Below are 16,152 nucleotides of genomic sequence, written 5' to 3'. Positions count from 1 at the left end.
TCTAAAACTTACTACAGCGGCAACTGCCCCGAACCCCGATCTGCCCTCAGCGCTACCTCGCACCGCCGCAGGCCAGGGACACCCAACCGGATGCCGGCGTAAGACAGGTGAGGTTGCGAACGGCAGCTACTTCTGGGCCGTCGATCAGCTGATCGCGCCGGAACCAGGTGTCTCGACGATGATCGCGGCGATCCGAGAACTGGTGTGCAACGGAGCATCACGAGCGCCGGGGTCCGATGCGAAGGCCAGGTGTGGTCTTCAGGGGTCTACGGCGCTGAATCTTCGTCGGTACTTGGCGCAGTGGGTGGCAGGGGCGGACAAAGATGGGAGATCGAGTAGCGGGAGGGGCCGTTCCCGGCCGAGGCTGCCCTCCAGTCACAGCTGAGCGACGATGCTTCCGGCGGCGTTGCGGCCGATGACGGCAGTGATGTCGGAGAGTTTCATGCCGTCGCGTTCGGGGCCGCTACGGGGAAGCCACACCGCGTAGGCGCCGACCTGGCGGTCACCGGTCGCGGGCAGCCGGTGAACCGTGCTCGTGGCGGTCTGACCGAACATGGTCACGGAGACGCTGGTGATGTCGCCGCGTACGGTTCCGACCAGGATGATCTTCTGCTCCTGCGGGTCCGGGGGCAGGGCGTAGGGCTGCGGCTTGTCGGGCAGTAGCGGTGGACCGATGGTGTCCAGAGCCGCTGGCGCCGGGTCACAGAAGATCGTCTCGGTCACCCGGTCATCCCGGTGCCCGTCTGTGCGGGCGGCGCGTACGCAGAACGAGCCCCGGGCCGCCAACCAGGCGGAGGTCTCCCAACGTGCGCGCGTGTCCAGCACGACGGGCTGCCCGACGGCTGGCGGGTGGTGCTCCGGGGCTGATGGCTCCGCTGCGGTGCAGCCTTGCAGGGCTGATAGTGCTGCTGCGGCGACCAGGAGAACCCGAGAGCGCATATACCCAATTATTCCGGGCGGAGGTCGTCATCGCCGTATGTTCGACCTGGGCGTGCAGGGCCACGTCATGGCAGATACGAGGGCACTGCTGCTCAGCACCCGTGCCGTCCTGGTCAGCGAGGCCGACCTCCGCGCGGTGCAGCAGACCAGCGCGGCGGCGACACCGCATGTTGATCAGCCCGGGCGTACACGCTGACCGGTCTGCTGATCTGCCAGCGGTGCGGGCGGCGGCCGCAACCGCACTGGGTGCACGGGCATCCCGGCTACCGCTGCCGACACGGCTACGCCAGCGCCCACCAACCCCGACGAACATCCCCGCTGGATCTACTGGCCCGAACGCCGCATCCGACCGAGATCCTCGCCCAACTCGCCGGCACCGGCCAGGTGGCCGCCGACGCCAGGGTCCAGGACGTGACCGCCTACCTCCAGGATCGCGGTGCGATCATCGTCTATTTTCGTTTGCGCGGGCGCGGTGCCGAGACTCAGCTTTACGCCAAGTCTGCCCCCTCACCGATCTTCGTAGCGGGTACGGGTCGTTCGGGAACATCACAGCTCGCGGACGTTCTCGGCGAACATCCGCAGATCCACAGGATTCAGATCGACACCCGGTTCATTGTCGATCCGGGTGGCTTGCGAGACTTGGCGGACGCACTCACGTTCGGTGCAACCCTTACCTCGGGGACGACGCCCTCCGCAGGCTGAGCAACATCCTGACGGTGCGACTGGTCGGCAGGCGCGACAGGGATCGTGGTCAGACCGTTCCCGCGGCAGTCACCAACAGACGAAGATCGTCAACCTGCGCGAATGGTGGCTGTGCAGCAGTTCCTGCGCCAGGGGCGGGATTCAGGACGGATATGCTCGTCAGCGAAGCGTGGTGCGTCCCCGTGTCGGGGGAGAGAATCGATTCGAGGGCGTGTATGAACATCGGGGAGATCGCCCGCCGGGCGGGGGTGTCCCGCAGCACCGTCTCCTACGTGCTGAGCGGGAAGCGGACCGTGTCGGAGGCGACCCGGCAGCGGATCCAGGCGGTCATCGACGAGCTGGACTACCGACCGAACGCCAGCGCCCGTGCTCTGAAGGAAGGACGCACCCGCACCCTCGGGCTGGTGATCCCTCCGGCAAGCCAGCGGTTGACCGACATGCAGTTGGGTTTCGTCGCCAGCGTCGTCGAGGCCGCCGCTCGCCATGACCTCGATGTGCTGCTCTCCCCGTCCGGTGGCGACCATGACCGGTCGTTCGAGCGGATCGTCACCGGACGTCGGGTGGACGGTGTAGTCCTGATGGAGATCCGGTTGGCGGACGAGCGAGTGACTCGGCTGGCCAAGGCCGGTCTGCCCTTCGTCACGATCGGGCGGACCGCCGAGCCGCACGGCATGAGCTGGATCGACATCGACTACGCGGGGCTGATCGCCCGGTGCGTGCACCACCTGGCCGATCTGGGGCACCGACACGTGGCACTCGTGAACCGCTCCGCCGAGTTGGTGGCCGCGGGCTACGGCCCCAGCCATCGAGCGCTTGCTGGTTTCCGGGCGGCGGCGGCGGAGCGGGGGATGACCGGCGTGGAGGTCTGCTGCGGTGACGACACGGCCTCCGGCGAGGCGTGCGTGGAACAACTGCTCGCGACACATCCGGACGTCACGGCGGTGGCCACCATCAACGAGGCCGCGCTACCCGGGATGCAGCGTGCACTGACCAGCGCCGGGCTCTCCGTGCCGCGCGACTTCTCCGTCACCGGCGTCGCCGCCCAGCACTGGGCGGAGGATTTCCGCCCGCCGTTGACCGCTGCGGACGTTCCGATGGTTGACATGGGCGCCGAGGCCGTGTCGTTGCTGCTGGAGATCATCGCCACGCCCGGGGCCGTGCCCCGCCACCGGCTGTACAGCCCGCCCATCTCGTTGCGCTCCAGCACCGGTCCAGTCTGGTCCCGCTGAACCGGCCGAGGGCCCGGAACGGGGCCTTGGCCTCGGTGGCCCAGGCCGGGCCTGCTCAGTCGGTGCCGCTACCTACCCACCCGCTATCCGCCGCTCCTCCTGGGCGGCGGCGAGGATGAGGTAGCTGCTGGCGGTCCAGGTGTACGCGCGGTCCCGGAGTCCGGCACCGGTTTCGGCGTCGAAGTTCTCCGCGAACCCGGACTTCTCACACAGCGCGAGGAATCGTCGACTGATGTCGTCGGCGATCCTGGTCTGTCCGGCCCGCCGCAGGCCGTCCTCGACGAGGACGGTGGAGGGTGCCCAGATCGGCCCACGCCAGTAGCCGTCGGCAACATAGTGGGCCGAGTCCGGCGGCTCAGTGGCCAGCCCGTGCGTGGTCAGGTGGGTTTCCGCGCCCCGAGCCAGTGCGGCGGCGACCGGCGCGGGCAGGTCGGCCCCGAGCGCGACGGGCATCAGGTCGAGCAGGCTGCGACTCGCCCGCCGTTGCCCGGTATGGGGGCTGCGGGCGGTGAAGCGTTCGCCGTCCCACAGGTCCCGGAGCATGGCCCTGCGGATCCGGTCGGCCTCCCGGGACCAGAAGTCGGCGGGCTCGCCGAGCTCGGTGGCGAGGTCGGCCAGGCAGCGAAGCTGCGAGACCAGGAACGCGGCGAGGTCGGCCGTCTGGAGGACCCGGTCGTCGTCGAAGGTGGTCGCGTTGTCCCAGCCGCTGTCGTTGCCGTGCTGGTAGTGGGGCAGATCCTGGCCGAGGGCTCGGCGCGCGTCGAGCCAGAACCCGGTCCAGCGGGCCAGCCGGTCGTACGTCTCGGCCAGCGCCGCCCGGTCCGGCTGCCGGGAAAGGCGTCGGCGCAGGTGTCGTAGGGCCCAGCCGTGAATGGGGGGCTTGACGTAGTTGTGCAGGACCTCGGAGTGGGTGACCGAGTCGGGTAGGGCGCCGGCCTCGTCCTGGTGGTCGAACGGCAGGTGGAACTGGTGCCAGGCCAGCTCCGGCTCGCCGGCCGCCAGGGCGATCGCGTTGAAGCAGTGGTCCCAGCTCCATACCTTGTCCATCCAGTGCTTGGACATGAGGACGGCCGGCCGGGTGACGAAGCCCGCCGGGGCGACAGTGGCTGACCACAGTACGTATGCGGCCAGCTCGGCGGCCGGGGTGTCCGCACCGCGCCACGGCGCGACCGCGTCGACGAACGTGGTGAACTCGGCGATCCGGTCGTGGCACAACTGCTCAAAGGCGACGGATCCGGCGTACGGACGGCGGGCGGTAGCGTACTCCTCGATCGCGATCTCCCAGGGTTGGTCGCCGGCGAGTTCGAGGGACCGGTCAGCGGTGCCGAGCGCCTCCACGCCGTCGGTCCGCTCAAGAGCGCCGGAGAGCACCGTGATCCGGTAGCGGCGACCGGTCTCGTACGAGGTGAACACATGCGACCCGTCGACCGGGTCGAGGTACAGGTAGGTGCCGCTGAACGGGGTGAGGGTGCTCGCGGCCGCCGCTACCCGCAGGCCGAGCCGTCGGCCCCGGATCCGCAGGGTCTCCGTCCCGTCGTAGACGGCCTCGATCCGGTCCATGCCGTTCCGCCAGGTCAGCAGCGCGGGCGTGGCGACGACCGTGGTGCCGGCGACCGCGGGTGCGAGGCGCAGTACGGGGTGCAGCCCGGTCTGGTGGGAGACCAGGTGCAGATCGTCGGCGTACGTCTTCTCGGCTACCACCGGGGAGATGTTGAACCAGGATCCGCGGTAGCTGAACGGGATGTCCTGGATGGGGAATTCCGGACCGGACGGGGCGACGGTCATGGGTGGCGGATGCCCTTCTGTGGTGCGGGTGGTCAGTCCTTGACGGCGCCGGCGGTCACGCCCGTCGAGACGTACCGCTGGGCCAGGAGCAGCAGCACGGCGGCAGGGATGGAGGCGACGACAGCGGTGGCCATGATGGCGTTCCACTGCTGGTTGTTGTTGCCGATGTAGTGGTAGATGCCGAGGGTGATCGGCTGGTGGTCGCCGCCGCCGGCGAGGGTCGAGGCGAAGACGAAGTCCGACCAGGACCACAGGAACGCGAAGAGCGACACCGTGATGATCGAGTTGCGGCTGACCGGCAGCACGACCGACCAGAAGGTCCGCAGCCGACCAGCGCCGTCGACCAGGGCGGCCTGGAGCAGCTCGTCGGGAATTCCGGACATGAAGGCCGTGAAGATCAACACGCCGAACGGCACCGCCAGGGTCGAGTCGGCCAGGATCAGCCCGGGCAGCGTGTTCAGCACGCCGAGATTGAGATAGATGGCGTAGAAGCCCATCGCCATGATGATTCCCGGGATCATCTGCGCGATCAGCAGCACGAAGCTCAGCGCCGGACCGCCGGGCGGCCGGAGCTTCGCCAGCGCGTATCCGGCGGGAGCGGCCAGCGCCACGGTCAGCGCGACCGTGCCGAGGCCGACCAGGAGGCTGGTGCCGAGGTACGGCAGTTGTTGGTCGAGCACCGCCCGGTAGCCGTCCAAGGTGCCGTCGGTCGGGATCAGGTGTGGAGGGCTGGCCCGCATGTTCTGGTCCCGGGTGAACGACACATTGATCATCCAATAGACGGGGAAGAGCATCAGCCCGGTCAGCACCACGCCGATGCCGGTCTTCCACCAGGCCCGAGGTGTCGAAGTGGTCATCGTAGGTGCTGCCTCCGCTCGACCCGGATGTAGCCGAGCCCGGCGATCAGGGCCATCACGATGAGCAGGTTGCCGACGGCCGCACCCGGTCCGAACTCGGGCAGCAGATTGCCGAAGCCGAGTCGGTACGACCAGGTGGCGAGGGTGGCCGAGGAGTCGGTCGGACCACCCCTGGTCATGATCCAGATGATGTCGAAGACCTTCAGCGTGTAGATCAACCCCAGCAGCAGCGTGATCGCGGAGACGGGGCGCAGCACCGGCAAGGTGATCGACCAGAACCGTTGCCATCCCGTCGCGCCGTCGAGCGCGGCCGCCTCGTACAACTCGGCCGGGATCGCCTGTAGGCCGCTGTAGAGCACCACCAGGTTGAACGGGATGCCGATCCAGACGTTCGCGATGATCACCGAGGTGAGCGACCAGCCCGGCGAGGTGAGCCAGTTGACCCGGTCGATGCCGACGAGGCCGAGCGCCGCATTGACCAGCCCCGAGTCGCTGTTGAGTAGCCACGACCAGGTCGACGCCGAGACGATCAGGGGCAGCAGCCACGGTACGAGGATCAACGCCCGCAGCGTGCGCGACAGCGGGAAGTGCTGGTGGAAGAAGAGGGCCAGGGCCATCCCGATGGTGAACTGGAAGACGAGCGACACGGCGGTGAAGACCAGGGTGTGCGCCAGGGTCGGCCCGAAGGCCGGGTCGGTCAGGACCGTCCAGTAGTTGTCGAGGCCGGCGAAGGGCGCGCCGCCCTGCACGAAGGAGCGGACGCTGTACTCGCGCAGGCTCAACTCGACATTGCGGTAGAGCGGGTAGGCGTAGAAGGCGATCAGGTAGACGGTCACGGGTGCCAGGAAGCCCCACGCCAGCCATCGGCTGGGCCGGCGGACCCGGGACGGCAGAGGCCCGGGTGGGGCGGCCGTCGCCGCCCCACCCCGGTCCCGTGCGGCGGTGGAGGTCTGTGTCGTGGACGGCATGGTGTCGGTTCGGCACGCTTACCTGGTCGCGGCTGCGGCCTGCGCGGCGGTCAGCGCCTCGTGCGGCGACTTCCCGCCGCTGAGCGCTGCCTGCACCGCGGTCCACAGGGATTCGGAGATCTTCGGGTACTTCGTGCCGAGGTTGTCACCGGTGCGGCCCTTGGCCGCCCGAACCGCCTCCACCCAGACCTTGAGCTTGGGGTCCGCAGCCGCCTGCCGCTCCTGGACGGCGGCGACGGGTGCGACGTAGGAGAGCGTGGTGTCGGTGGTGAGAAGGTTGTCGGCGCTGGTCAGACAGGCAACGAGTTTTTGCGACGTCTCGTACCGGCCGGTGTTCTCCTGCACCGGGATCGAGACGAACTCACCGCCGGTGGGCGCCGGTGCCGGGCCGCCCGCGCTGGCCGGGATCGCGATGATCCCGTACGAGAAGCCGAGTTTCTCCGCGTTGGCCAGCTGCCAGGTGCCGTTCTCGGCGAAAGCGTAGTTCCCGGTGGCGAACTCCTGCCAGCTCGTGGTCTGGGTGTTGTTGATGACGGAGTTCGGGGCATGGCCCTGCTTGACCCAGTCCGTCCACAGCGTCAGCGCGGACACCGCCTGCGGCGAATCCAGGCTGGTCAGTTGCGCTCCCGATCCCCAGAACCAGGGCAGGAACTGGAAGCTGCCCTCCTCGGTGCCGATTGCGGAGAAGGTGATGCCCTTCTTCCCCGCGGTCTTGACCTTGGTCAGCGCGACGGTCAGCGAGGTCCAGTCCTTGATCGTGGCCGGATCGACGCCGGCGGCGGTCAGCAGGTCCCTGTTGTAGTAGAGCGCGAGGGTGTTCGCCCCGATCGGCACCCCGTACGTCTTGCCCTCGCTCTGGCCGGCGCCGAGCAGGTTCGGCTCCATGGCCGAGACGTCCAGCTTGTTGTCGTCGGTGGTGGTGAGCGCGCCAGCCTCGGCCAGTGTGGAGATGACCGGGTTGTCCACGATCAGCACGTCCGGCGAATTGCCCTGCTGGGCGGCGAGCAGCGCCTTGTTGGTCAGGTCGGTGGTGTCGTAGCCGGTCCGCTCGACCGTCACCCCCGCCGAGGTGCCGCACTTCTTGAGCAGCGCGACCCATTCGGAGTCGTCGGCGAACTGCGGATACGGGTCCCAGACGAGGTAGGGGGCACCGCCGGTGGGGTCGTCGCCGGACGACGAGCAGGCACTGCCTGCCGCTGCGGCCAGCGCTATCACGGCGACGGCGGCCAGGCGCCGCCGACGACTGAGTCCTGTCATGTGTTGCCTCACTCCAAGTCGATCGTCAGGTGGAGGTGCGGGTTGACCGTCGCGGGGCGGATCACGGCCCGGTCATGAGGCGAATCGGTTCGAGAAAACGGTTCGCACGAAGATAGGTCCAGCCATGCCCGGTGGTCAAGGGATAGTCGGTCGCATCGAGCGTTTCACCGGGAAACACCGACTTCATCCGACCGTCACTTCATTGACACGGTTCAGTTCCTCGCCCTACGATCCGTGCGAATCGATTCGCAAGCGCAGCCCTCCGGAGAGCGTCCCCCCACGCCCCACCAAGGAGCCGCCCGTGAAAACCCCGTCCCGCGGCAGGCCAGGACGAGCCCGCGCGCTCGTCGCCCCACTCCTGGTCGGCTGCCTGCTCGCCGCCGCCGTAACCGTCGCCGCGTCCCCGGCCCAGGCGGCCGACGAGTCGATCAGCGTCGACTTCGCCACGACCAGCGGTACGCCGACCTACCGCGCGTCCGGCTGGATCTACGGCATGACCGAGAACGCCAGCGGTCCGGCCGACCACTTCTACCGAGACGTCAAGTTCCAGTACATGCGGGCCGGCGGCGCGCAGCTGCCCGGGAGCGGCTGGGTCGGCGGAACCTACGACCGTCGATGGAGCTCCACCCTCGCCCAGGCACGTCGGACCACCGCCCTCGGCGGCCAGTTCATCCTGCTGCCGCATGATCTGTGGGGCGCGGACGGAGCCGGGATCTCCCGCTTTCCCGGCGACAACGGCAACTGGACCGACTACGACAACTTCCTGACCCGCCTCGTCAACGACGTCCGGGCGTCCGGGCTGTCCGTGCAGTGGGACATCTGGAACGAACCCAACATCACCATCTTCTGGAACCGCCCGATCTCGCAGTACCTCGAACTGTGGCGCCGCACCCACCAGCGCATCCGGTCGGAGTTCCCCAACCAGCTCATCGTCGGGCCGAGCTGCGCCTGCGTACCGTCGACGACGCACACCTTCTGGAACCAGTACCTGGACTTCGTCCGCTCGACCAACACGGTGCCGGACATCATCAGCTGGCACTCGCTGCCGGGTGACCCGGTCGCCAACGTCGCCGCTGCCAACGCCACCCTCGACCCGCGCGGCATCGCCCACCCGCGCCCGTACCAGATCAACGAGTACGGAGCCCCCGACGAGCAGAACCCGGCCGACGGCGCCTGGTACATCGCGCGTCTGGAGCGGGCCCGCGCGGATGGCCTCAGGGCGAACTGGGCCGGCGGCGGCAACCTGCACAACGACCTCGGCAACCTGTTGGTCCGCAATTCGGCCGGCCAGCACCAGCCCAAGGGCGAGTGGTGGGTCTACCGTTACTACGCCGCCCAGACCGGGCAGATCGTCGCGACGACCGCCAGCCCGTCCTACGACGCGTACGCCACCAAGGCGACCGGCGTGGCGAAGGTCCTGGTCGGTGGTGGTCGTACCACCGGAAATCTGACCGTCAACCTGCGACGGCTGGACACGACCAGCGGCATCGTGCAGGACAACCAGGTGCGGGTCCTCACCCAACGCATCCCACACAACGGCGGCGGCGCGGTGCAGGGGCCGATCACGGTCTCGAACAGCGTGGTCGGCGTCGTCAACAACACCACCACCGTGACCCTGCCGTACACCAACCAGACCGACACCTACACCGTCACCCTGTTGCCGCCCTCGGACGGTGGCTTTCAGTCGGTGGCGGTGGCCCAGCACTCCCAGCAGTGCCTGGACAACGCGGGCCTGAGCACCGCCGACGGCAACGTCCAACAGCAGAACTACTGCGACGGTGGTGACCAGCAGATCTGGAACTTCCGCCCGGTCGCCGGCGTGGCCAACACGTACACGGTGATCAACCAGCAGAGCGGCAAGTGCCTCGACGTCAGCGGCGTGTCCACCGCGGACGGCGCGGCCGTGCACCAGTGGACCTGCCTGAACGGCCTCAACCAGCAGTTCACCCTCCGCAGGGTGACCTACCCGGGCAACGACTCGCACGACTACCAACTCGTCGCCCGGCACAGCGGCAAGTGTGTCGACGTCAGCACGGTCTCCACGGCGGCACGGGCGCCGATCCACCAGTGGACCTGCAACCCGACCGGCCAGGGCACTCCGCTGAACCAGACGTGGCGGATCCTGGGGCGCTAGGCGTCACGAAGGGGTTGAGGCGCTTCCCGCCTGCGCTACGGCCAGCGCCAGCTTCCGCCGAATTCATTGACCGGTCTCGACCCAACCTACGATCGCCGCGGGTCGATCCGCCATCACCGCCACCGCCCGTGGCGCATCGACAGACCTCCGCTTCCACGACTCCGAGGAGCCAGCTCGTGCGAACTCCGTCCCGCAGTGGGCCAGGAAAGGTCCGCGATCCCATCCCGAGACGCCATCGCGTCCGTCTGACCGTACTGGCCGGCGCCCTGGTCGGCGTTCTCGTCGGCGTCGGTGCCACCCCCGGCACCCCGCCTCCCGCCGCCGAGGCCACCGCCGCCGCACCGTCGTCGGTGGCTGCCGTCGAGCCGGGGCAGAGCACCACGATCGTCGGCACCCCGTCCGGTCGCTGCCTCGACGTTCCCAACTCCAGCACGGTCAACGGCACCCAGACACAACTGTGGGACTGCCAGGGAAGCGCCGGCCAGACCTGGACCTGGACCTTGAGCAAGCAGCTCACGGTCTACGGCAACAAGTGCCTGGACGCCTCCGGCCAGGGCACCGCCAACGGCACCCTGGCGATCATCTGGGACTGCAACGGCCAGACCAACCAGCAGTGGAACGTCAACCCGGACGGCACCATCACCGGCGTGCACTCCGGGCTGTGCCTCGACGCCAGCGGCTACGGCACCGCGAACGGCACCAAAATCCACCTGTGGGCGTGCCACGGCGGCGCGAACCAGCAGTGGAGCTCGCCGACCACCCCGCCGCCGACCGGTACGCGCCCGTGCGACATCTACGCCTCCGGCGGTACTCCGTGCGTTGCGGCGCACAGCACGACGCGGGCACTCTATGCGGCGTACGCCGGCAACCTCTACCAGGTCCGTCGCTCCTCGGACAACACGACCCGCGACATCGGGCTGTCTACCGCGGGCGGCACCGCCAACGCGGCGACGCAGGACTCCTTCTGCGAAGGCACGACCTGCGTGATCACGGTCGTCTTCGACCAGTCCGGGCGCGGAAATGACCTCTGGTACCAGGGGTCGAGCGTGGTTCCCGGCTCCCCGCAGAGCAGGCCGGCGATCGCGACGTCGGAGTCGCTGACCGTGGGCGGCGCGAAGGCGTACTCGCTCTACATCAATCCTGGTAACAGCTACTGGCGGGACGGGCACCTGACCGGAGTGCCGACCGGTGCCGCTCCCGAGGGCATGTACATGGTGACCAGCGGCACCCACGTCAACGGCGGCTGCTGCTTCGACTACGGCAACAGCGAGACGACGAGGAAGGCCGACGCCGCCGGGGCGATGGACGCCATCAACTTCAGCACACAGTGCTGGTTCGGCGGCTGCTCCGGCACCGGCCCCTGGGTGCAGGCAGACCTCGAGTGGGGCCTCTTCTCCGGCGGCAGCCAGACCTGGAACCCGAACCAGCGCTCCTTCACCAGCAAGTTCGTCACCGCGACCCTCAAGAACAACGGCACGACCCGCTTTGCCATCAAGGGCAGCAACGCCCAGTCGGGCAGCCTCTACACGCTGTGGGACGGCGCGCTTCCGCCGGGGTACAGCCCGATGAAGAAGCAGGGCGCCATCATCCTGGGCAGTGGCGGTGACTGCTGCAAGCCCGACGGCGGCGCGAACCTGAGCGCCGGCACCTTCTACGAGGGAGCCATGGTCGCCGGCTATCCGTCCGACGCGACCGAGAACGCCGTACAGGCCAACGTGGTGAGCGCCGGATACCGCTGATCCTGGCAACAGCGCCTGCACGACAGCCTGCGCCGGCCTCCACCGGGTGGTGGCCGGCGCAGGCTGTCCGTCGACGCCGAATTCGTTCGGACGACGACCAGGCTCCACGTACTGTCAACCCAGTACTTTCCCAAGGGCCGGGGATGGCCAGGGTGAGGCCGGGGTCCTGCATGTGGACGAAGAGCAACCTGCCGTCGGCGGTGAAGGTCGGCCCGCAGAACCTACCGACTACTGGCTGACCGACCTGCCCGCCGACACACCCTGGCCGAACTGGTCCGCCTGGCCAAGAGCCGCTGGCGCGTCGAGCGTGCCCCCTCGATACGAGGAACGCGCTGGTCAGACGTGGTGGACCGGATGTGGCAGAACCCGAATCGCATCCGCGCAGCTCTGGGACCTGTGGTAGTGGTTCCCTCCGTCCGCAGGCGGATGGCCTGGCGCGGCCACCCGCGCAGCGCCCACCCGCTGGCCCAGCCGAGATCTCCCACCAGCGGTCAGACACCCCAGGAGCTGAAGTGTCATGCAGCGGTGGGTAGGGCGGTGCGGTGTGACCAGGCGGTGGCTTGGTTGTAGTGGGTGTTGGTCTTGAGGCGGCCGTGGAGGATGCCGACGAGGCGGTTGCCGATCTGGCGTAGGGCGGCGGGGTGGCTGACGTCGCGGGCGCGGAGTCCGTCGTAGTAGGCGCGGACGGCGGTGTCGTGCAGGATCGCGGCGCTGGCCTGCATGTGCAGGGCGTCGACGAGTCGGTCGTTGTGCACGAACCGGGCGTGGACGGTTTTGGTCTTGCCGGATTGGCGGGTGATCGGGGCGGTGCCGGCGTAGTTCTTGCGGGATCTGGCGTCGGTGTAGCGGCCGGCAGCGTCACCGAACTCTGCGAGCACCCGGGCGCCGAGGATGGCGCCGATGCCGGGCTGGCTGAGATAGACCTCAGCGTCCGGATGCTGGCCAAAATGCGCCTCGACCTGGCCCTCCATGGTGCGGATCTCGGCGTTGAGGGTCTGCAGGATCGCCACCGCAGCGCCGTCGTCACCGTCCGATACGTCGTCTGGCTACTGGGCTCCCTACCCGGGTGGTCATGCCACTCCGTTGGGGGAGTCAGGCAACATCGTTGCCGGTTCCTGCACGTACAGACAGGCCAACGACGACCCGCACGGCAGTGCCGAGACATCCGTCCACGGCTACTGGCTCCACATCGCCGGCACGTGTCCGAGCACGGCGAACGTGGACATCGACTTGCAGGCGTACCGGTGCGATCCTTTCGGATGCCAGTGGGTGACGGTTGCCTCAGGCTCGGGCGACTACCTCGCAGGAGGCGGCTCCGGCCGCAGATCTAATGCGAGGATCAGCTGCTCAAGCAGCACGACCGTCGGCTGGAGGGGTGCTACTGATGTCGATCTGAACGGTGTTGTCGACCCTTCTGGGCGGTACTTCGGGGGTGCCGTGAACCGCGCGTGTAGCCCCTGATCGTTAGCTGCCGCCGTCCCGGCGACGCCCGTAACCGTTGATCAGGTGACACGGTTTAGTTAGGTACAGCAGGAACGATCACGGGAATCTCGGGAGTTAGGCAGTGAGCAGCGGACAAGCCGGTTGGCGCCCGCACCCGGGCGCCTACCGTGCTCCCGAAAATCTTCCCCCGGTCGAGCCCGGCCGTATCGTTGGCCTAGTTGCCAGCTGCGATCTCCGTGGGGCGTACCCCGACGATGCGAGTACCCGGAGCTTCACGGTCAGTGAGCTCGCGATTCTGAAGGACGGGCGGCGCGTGCTCCTGCACGCGGAACGTGGGTTCACTGTCACTGCTCGATCAACCGGCGTCCCGGGTGGTGTCATTCCGCTCGTTGAGACTCGGGAAAGCATCACCCAACACGTGTTGAACGCCGTGCTTCCCGACGACGAAGAGTGCGCAAAGGAGCAGGCACATCCTTGGTCATGGCTGGCCGAGCTAGCTCGGGCTCGCGGCCTGGATGCGACCGCAGAAGACCTACGAGGTCTTCCCTATCAGGTGGTCTTCACCGACACAGTGACCCGATGGCTCGCGGCTACCTGAGCTCCAACGCCTAGACCTGCTCACCCCGTAGTTCCCCGGTGCCGCGCTCCCGGGTTGTCGGTGTCCTCGGTGGCCAAGTCGTGGAACGCCCGTCGCCGACGGTGAGGTACGCGGCGAGGGTGTGATCTTGGTGTTGCTCATGGGGTGGCGTTTGCGGGGAGTTGGTGACGGGCTCGGTCGGTGGCGCGCAGCTCGCGCAGGTCGGGGACTGATGGCGAATACGCTGCGACCGCCCCTACGACCTGTCGGGTGCGTGGTCGGGCCCGGCGTTCCTTCACAGCAGTCCGTGCTGAGTGCAAACTTGCCGCGTGCCACCGCTGATGCCCATCCGAAAAGTCCAGTTCAAGATCCGTCCGTGGGGTCCCGGTCCGGATCCGGGTCGGGAACTTCTGCCATACGTCGACGATGTCAGCTTGGTGGACCTGATCTCGGGCTACGAGCGCGCGGCCGGGTTCGACGTTCCCGGCGCGTATGCCGGAGTTGTCCTTGATCATTTCAACTTCGGTGACCTGGCCTCCTATCTCGTCGGGCAACCTGATTCCACCTACTGGGCAGACAAGGGCGTGATTGCTCTTCTTGGCTGTGACTGCGGCGAGGTCGGCTGCTGGCCCCTTGAAGCACAGGTAATCATCGATGCGGATCTTGTCACCTGGCGCGGCTTTGTCCAGCCCTTCCGTCCTCGACGCGACTACGGAGCCTTCGGCCCCTTCACCTTCCGCCGGAATCAATACGAGCGCGCCGTTCGCGAGGTCGCATCGCAGCACGTGTCGGGGTACTCCTTGGAGTACAGAAGTAGGTACAGCTGATCTTGCAGAGGTCAAGCCGGTCACCAAGAGCAGAACTCCGCCCCGACCGGCCGGTACCGCCGATGGCCGGTACCGCCGCGATCGGGGCGGTGGTGCATCTGCTGGCCACCGCCATCGAGAAGGGCCGGGGCCTGGCCTCGATGAGCGGCGTGCTGGCCGGCGCCGCCTACCGCCTGCTGCTGCCTTCGCGGCGGGGCCCCGGCCCGCGGCTAGCGCAGATGCCGGGCGAAGAACCCGGCCGCGTCCTCCCCTGCGAACTGCGGGACACCCGTGTGTCCGCCCATGTTGGCGTGCAGCGTTTTCTCCTTGGAGCCGAAGGCGTCGAACAGGTCCAGGGCCGCCTGCCGGTCGTTCCCTTCGTCATCCCACTGAAGCAGGACATGCAGCGGAATGGTGACCTGTCGCGCCTCCTCGAACATGGTGCGAGGCACGAAACTCCCGGCGAAGAAGCCGGCGGCCACGATGCGCGGCTCGACCACCGCAAGCCGGATGCCGACGGAGATCACTCCCCCCGAGTACCCAACCGGGCCGCCGATCTCGGGCAGCGTAAGGAGGGTGTCCAGGGCGGCCTGTGATTCCGGGACCGCCTTGTCGACGAGCGGGAGGATGAGGGCGTCGATGATTTCGTCGCTGACCGGCTCGCCGGCCTCCATGGCCCGGCGCAGGTCAGTGCGGGCCCGCTCGGCGGCGGCCCAACGGGGCCGGTCACCGCTCCCGGGGAGCTCGATGGTGGCCGCGGCGAAGCCCTCCGCCGCGGCGTGCCGGGCCCGAGCCACCAGGCGGGGGTACATCTTGTGCAGTCCGAGCGGGGGGGCCGAGCAGGATCAGCGGGACCGGTGCGGATGCGGATGCGGGCGTCCACAGGATGCCGGGGATCTCGCCGAGGGTGAATTCGCGTTCGAGGACGCCGTCGTCGAAGCGCTGCTCAGTAGTGAATTTCATGGTCGTCCCTTTCGGGAGTGCTCGTGAACGGCGCTCCCGGACGACCTATCGCCCGACCGTGACCCCAGAGGGAAGCACCCATGTCGAAACGTTCACGGGTACCACCTCCTCGGTCTCTCGCACGGCCTCCAGGAAACTAGCAGCGACCGCCGTGATCCGCCAAACGTGTTTCTGCGCAGGCTCCGTGGCCGGGCGCCACGGCCAGGCCGCATGCGGTTACGGTGCGATGTGAGTTCACCGATCACGTCCAACGACGTGGCCCGGATGTTCCCTTCCTGAGTCCCGCCCTGCCCCGACCGGTGGAGGCGGAACCTCACTGGTTCGGCCAGTGCTTGCTCTGCAAGATCAGTCGTACGCGGCTCTGCACAACAACCGGTACGCCGACAGCACGGATGATCAGGCGGCCTCGGCCTTCCTCTTTGCGCATACGCCGATGCCTGAGACATGCTCATCTCGTAGTGCAGAGAAGCGTGTGTCAGATGCCCACTCCTTCGGGTCGACGCGGCCCAACTGCCGCGCTTGAAGGAGATCCACGCCAACCTCACCGACCGACTCGCTGAGGCCAGCGGACGACCTTCGAGTTGCTGGACCAGTTGTGCGTCCCGAACTCCGGCTGCCCCCTGGTGGCGGACGCCGCCGAGCCGGCCCTGAGCGACGTGGACCCGCAGGTGCGGCGTACCGCGGCGACGTTACTGGTGAACACCGCCGAGCCTGATCGGGTCATGGCGGCGTTGACCGCCGCGACCGATCCAG

Annotated in this window: 14 protein-coding genes; 6 read left to right on the top strand and 8 right to left on the bottom strand. The window is 68.1% G+C overall.

Annotated features, from left to right (window positions below):
* Positions 1 to 375: 375 nt before the first annotated feature.
* Positions 376 to 825: a hypothetical protein gene (locus AAH979_RS41115; protein ID WP_346263537.1), complete on the bottom strand. Its 450-nt coding sequence runs from the start codon at positions 823 to 825 to the stop codon at positions 376 to 378.
* Between the two features lie 151 nt (positions 826 to 976).
* Here AAH979_RS41115 and AAH979_RS41110 point away from each other — a divergent pair, with 151 nt between their 5' ends.
* From AAH979_RS41110 to AAH979_RS41100, 3 genes are all read left to right on the top strand, one after another.
* The gene (locus tag AAH979_RS41110) at positions 977 to 1,135 is read left to right on the top strand and encodes a hypothetical protein (protein WP_346263536.1); all 159 of its coding nucleotides are present in this window, start codon (positions 977 to 979) and stop codon (positions 1,133 to 1,135) included.
* Between the two features lie 215 nt (positions 1,136 to 1,350).
* Positions 1,351 to 1,641 carry a hypothetical protein gene (locus AAH979_RS41105; RefSeq protein ID WP_346263535.1) on the top strand — a complete coding sequence of 97 codons (291 nt, stop codon included), beginning with the start codon at positions 1,351 to 1,353 and terminating at the stop codon, positions 1,639 to 1,641.
* A 215-nt stretch (positions 1,642 to 1,856) separates the two neighbouring features.
* On the top strand, positions 1,857 to 2,870 hold the full coding sequence (locus AAH979_RS41100) for a LacI family DNA-binding transcriptional regulator (protein WP_346263534.1): 1,014 nt from the start codon (positions 1,857 to 1,859) through the stop codon (positions 2,868 to 2,870).
* A gap of 72 nt (positions 2,871 to 2,942) precedes the next feature.
* Here AAH979_RS41100 and AAH979_RS41095 read toward each other — a convergent pair whose 3' ends face one another.
* The 5 genes from AAH979_RS41095 to AAH979_RS41075 form a co-directional block, all read right to left on the bottom strand.
* On the bottom strand, positions 2,943 to 4,655 hold the full coding sequence (locus AAH979_RS41095) for a trehalase family glycosidase (RefSeq protein WP_346263533.1): 1,713 nt from the start codon (positions 4,653 to 4,655) through the stop codon (positions 2,943 to 2,945).
* A gap of 32 nt (positions 4,656 to 4,687) precedes the next feature.
* Positions 4,688 to 5,512 (bottom strand): carbohydrate ABC transporter permease, encoded by an 825-nt coding sequence (locus AAH979_RS41090; RefSeq protein WP_346263532.1) that lies wholly within the window; start codon positions 5,510 to 5,512, stop codon positions 4,688 to 4,690.
* Positions 5,509 to 6,348 (bottom strand): sugar ABC transporter permease, encoded by an 840-nt coding sequence (locus AAH979_RS41085; protein ID WP_346263531.1) that lies wholly within the window; start codon positions 6,346 to 6,348, stop codon positions 5,509 to 5,511. Before AAH979_RS41085 ends, AAH979_RS41090 begins: the two co-directional genes overlap by 4 nt.
* Positions 6,349 to 6,498: 150 nt before the next feature.
* Complete coding sequence (locus AAH979_RS41080; RefSeq protein WP_346263530.1) at positions 6,499 to 7,737, bottom strand: extracellular solute-binding protein; 1,239 nt, start codon at positions 7,735 to 7,737, stop codon at positions 6,499 to 6,501.
* A 61-nt stretch (positions 7,738 to 7,798) separates the two neighbouring features.
* On the bottom strand, positions 7,799 to 7,924 hold the full coding sequence (locus AAH979_RS41075; RefSeq protein ID WP_346263529.1) for a hypothetical protein: 126 nt from the start codon (positions 7,922 to 7,924) through the stop codon (positions 7,799 to 7,801).
* Between the two features lie 114 nt (positions 7,925 to 8,038).
* On the opposite strand from AAH979_RS41075, the gene AAH979_RS41070 reads away from it, so the two are divergent.
* Together AAH979_RS41070 and AAH979_RS41065 are read left to right on the top strand one after the other, a co-directional pair.
* Positions 8,039 to 9,871, top strand: coding sequence for an RICIN domain-containing protein (locus tag AAH979_RS41070; protein ID WP_346263528.1), 1,833 nt, complete (start codon positions 8,039 to 8,041; stop codon positions 9,869 to 9,871).
* Positions 9,872 to 10,047: 176 nt separating this feature from the next.
* Positions 10,048 to 11,610: an arabinofuranosidase catalytic domain-containing protein gene (locus AAH979_RS41065; protein WP_346263527.1), complete on the top strand. Its 1,563-nt coding sequence runs from the start codon at positions 10,048 to 10,050 to the stop codon at positions 11,608 to 11,610.
* Positions 11,611 to 12,125: 515 nt separating this feature from the next.
* Here AAH979_RS41065 and AAH979_RS41060 read toward each other — a convergent pair.
* The gene (locus tag AAH979_RS41060; protein ID WP_346263526.1) at positions 12,126 to 12,620 is read right to left on the bottom strand and encodes a transposase; all 495 of its coding nucleotides are present in this window, start codon (positions 12,618 to 12,620) and stop codon (positions 12,126 to 12,128) included.
* 1,339 nt (positions 12,621 to 13,959) lie between these two features.
* Between AAH979_RS41060 and AAH979_RS41055 the strand changes: the two genes are divergently transcribed.
* Positions 13,960 to 14,457 carry a hypothetical protein gene (locus tag AAH979_RS41055; RefSeq protein ID WP_346263525.1) on the top strand — a complete coding sequence of 166 codons (498 nt, stop codon included), beginning with the start codon at positions 13,960 to 13,962 and terminating at the stop codon, positions 14,455 to 14,457.
* 209 nt (positions 14,458 to 14,666) lie between these two features.
* Here AAH979_RS41055 and AAH979_RS41050 read toward each other — a convergent pair whose 3' ends face one another.
* On the bottom strand, positions 14,667 to 15,248 hold the full coding sequence (locus AAH979_RS41050; RefSeq protein WP_346263524.1) for an alpha/beta hydrolase: 582 nt from the start codon (positions 15,246 to 15,248) through the stop codon (positions 14,667 to 14,669).
* Positions 15,249 to 16,152: the final 904 nt, after the last annotated feature.

Source organism: Plantactinospora sp. ZYX-F-223 (assembly GCF_039649625.1).
In the GTDB taxonomy this organism is placed as follows: Bacteria; Actinomycetota; Actinomycetes; order Mycobacteriales; family Micromonosporaceae; genus Plantactinospora.
The sequence above is the reverse complement of the archived record's forward strand: the minus strand, read 5'-3'. Positions and strand labels throughout refer to the sequence as shown.

What these genes read in the sequence shown, in the direction of transcription:
- AAH979_RS41110 (WP_346263536.1), top strand. Translation starts at nt 977, where the DNA reads ATGTTCGACCTGGGCGTGCAGGGCCACGTCATGGCAGATACGAGGGCA.
- AAH979_RS41100 (WP_346263534.1), top strand. Translation starts at nt 1,857, where the DNA reads ATGAACATCGGGGAGATCGCCCGCCGGGCGGGGGTGTCCCGCAGCACC.
- AAH979_RS41095 (WP_346263533.1), bottom strand. Translation starts at nt 4,655, where the DNA reads ATGACCGTCGCCCCGTCCGGTCCGGAATTCCCCATCCAGGACATCCCG.
- AAH979_RS41090 (WP_346263532.1), bottom strand. Translation starts at nt 5,512, where the DNA reads ATGACCACTTCGACACCTCGGGCCTGGTGGAAGACCGGCATCGGCGTG.
- AAH979_RS41080 (WP_346263530.1), bottom strand. Translation starts at nt 7,737, where the DNA reads ATGACAGGACTCAGTCGTCGGCGGCGCCTGGCCGCCGTCGCCGTGATA.
- AAH979_RS41075 (WP_346263529.1), bottom strand. Translation starts at nt 7,924, where the DNA reads ATGAAGTCGGTGTTTCCCGGTGAAACGCTCGATGCGACCGACTATCCC.
- AAH979_RS41050 (WP_346263524.1), bottom strand. Translation starts at nt 15,248, where the DNA reads ATGTACCCCCGCCTGGTGGCTCGGGCCCGGCACGCCGCGGCGGAGGGC.